The organism is Micromonospora sp. NPDC049799 (assembly GCF_040656655.1).
In the GTDB taxonomy this organism is placed as follows: domain Bacteria; phylum Actinomycetota; class Actinomycetes; order Mycobacteriales; family Micromonosporaceae; genus Micromonospora.
The window spans coordinates 1-2,225 of the sequence record NZ_JBFAMU010000679.1; the positions used below are offsets into that span (position 1 = coordinate 1).

Sequence of the window (2,225 nt, forward strand, 5' to 3'; positions counted from 1 at the left end):
GCTGGTGGAGCGGCGCGACCAGGCCGCCGAGCTGCGCGACCAGCGGGCCGTCCACGAGCGCGAGGCGCAGGTGGCGCGCGCCCTCGCCGGGCACCTGCGGGCCAACAACTTCGAGCGGTGGCTGCTCGCCGAGGCGCTCGACCTGCTCGTCGACGGCGCCTCGGCGATCCTGCGGGAACTCTCCGGCGACCAGTACGACCTGGTGCACGACAAGGGCGAGTTCTTCGTGGTCGACCACCACGACGCCGGCCTGCGCCGGGGCGTGCGCACCCTGAGCGGCGGTGAGACCTTCCAGGCGTCGCTGGCGCTGGCGCTGGCCCTGTCCGAGCAGTTGGCCGGGATGTCCACGACGGCGGCGAGCCTGGAGTCGATCGTGCTGGACGAGGGCTTCGGCACCCTCGACGTGGCCACGCTGGACACGGTGGCCGCCACCCTGGAGAACCTGGCCGCCCGGGGCGACCGGATGGTCGGCGTGGTCACCCACGTGCCGGCGCTGGCCGAGCGCATCCCGGTGCGGTTCGAGGTCAGCAAGGACGCCCGGACGGCGCGCGTCGAGCGGACCGGCCGGTGAGCGAGCGTCGCGAGCGAACCATCAGGCTCAGCAGCCCGGCGGCTCGCGCCGCTGCCGAGCGGAGCGAGGTGGCGGCGTGAGCCGGTTCTTCGTCGACGCCTGGGACCCGGCGTACGGGGCGTCGTTCGAGGCCGGTGGCGGTCCGGCGGCGCCGAGCAGTGCCCGGGTGGAGCCCGACCACGAGGTGCCGGCGGTGGACTGGCGGGCGATCGGCCCGCGCCCCGGCGTGCGGGCACCCGACGTGGTGCTGCTGGTCGACGGGGTACGCCGGATCGACGCCAGCGTGTGGACGGCCGAGGACGACGGCGGCTCCTACCCGGGCATCGCCGCCTCGTACGCCGCCGGGGTGGTGCGGTGCGACCTGGAACGCGGCGCGGCGCAGCTCGCCGGCGCGAAGGTCGGTCGGGGTCTGTTCACCGCCAGCCCGTCGGCGCAGGACGTGGTCGCGGGCAGCGTCCACTACCCGGTGCACCGGGTCGGCGGGACCGGCGAGCTGGCCAAGCTGCCGGCCGCCGTGCAGGGCCCGCTGACCGCGCTGGAGGTGGAGGTCTCCGGTGCCGCGCGGATCGACGGTGACCTGCTGGTGGTCGACGGGCCGCTGCGCAACCGCCGGCAGCTGCCGCGCACCCTCGGCTACATCAAGACCCAGCACAGCCAGTACCTGGACGCCCGGCTGACCGCCGTGGTGACCGGCCTGGCGCCGGGCGAGCGGTCCCCGGTGTTCCGGCTCGGCACGGCCTGGGGCGGCTGGTCCTGGTATCTGCGGCTGCCGGTGGCGGCCGGCGCGCCGTGGGCGGGCATCGTACGGGTGGAGTGCTCCGCCGAGCTGGACGTCACCGAGGCGGTCGCCCTGGCCGACCTGTCGCTGGTCACCCTCCCCCGGTTCGCGTCCACGCCGTACAAGGATCCCCGCGCACCGCAGAACCTGGTCCCCATCGCCGGGCTGGAACGCCGCCTGCGCGCTCTGCTCGGCGACGCGCGACTGCTGCACCGGGTGCTGACCGCCGCCGCCCGGCCGCGCCGCTGATGGGCCGCAAGAGGGCCGCCGACCGGGTGGTCGAGCAGGTCGACACCGGGCAGGCCGAGCTGGTGCCCGACCCGGACCGGCCCGGCTCGTGGACGCTGCTGCTCGACGGGGCACCGCAGTCCCACGTGGACCTGACCGATCCGACGCACCTGGAATTCGAGTACGTGCGCCGGCTCGCCGCCGCCGTGGACCTGGTGGCCCCGGCCGGCGCGCCACTGCGGATGCTCCACCTGGGCGGTGGGGCGCTGACCCTGCCCCGGTACGTCGCGGCGACCCGTCCCGGCTCCACCCAACGGGTGTGCGAGGTGGACGGCGCCCTGGTCGACCTCGTCCGCCGCCTGCTGCCGTTGCCGTCGGACGGCCGGTTGAAGGTCCGCGTCGGCGACGCGCGGGCGGTGCTCACCGCCACCCGGGAGGCCAGTGTGGACGTGGTCGTCGCCGACGTCTTCGCCGGTGCGCGTACGCCGGCCCACCTGACCTCGGTGGAGTACGTCACCGAGGTGGCCCGGGTGCTGCGGCCGGGCGGCTGGTACCTGGCCAACGTCGCCGACGGCCCGCCGCTGCGGCACGCCCGGGCGCAGGTGGCGACCGTCCAGGCGGTACTGCCGCACGCCGCGCTCGTCTCCG

Annotated in this window: 3 protein-coding genes; all 3 read left to right on the plus strand. The window is 75.9% G+C overall.

Translation table 11 applies throughout. From position 1 onward, the window contains the following. A partial coding sequence (locus tag AB0I76_RS28170; protein ID WP_357041639.1) for an SbcC/MukB-like Walker B domain-containing protein occupies nt 1-571 on the plus strand: 571 nt, incomplete at its 5' end. Between the two features lie 76 nt (nt 572-647). Then, entirely contained in the window at nt 648-1,598 is a 951-nt protein-coding gene (locus AB0I76_RS28175; RefSeq protein ID WP_357041642.1) for a hypothetical protein, read from the plus strand. Continuing rightward, a partial coding sequence (locus AB0I76_RS28180; RefSeq protein WP_357041645.1) for a fused MFS/spermidine synthase occupies nt 1,598-2,225 on the plus strand: 628 nt, incomplete at its 3' end. The genes AB0I76_RS28175 and AB0I76_RS28180, both read left to right, overlap by 1 nt.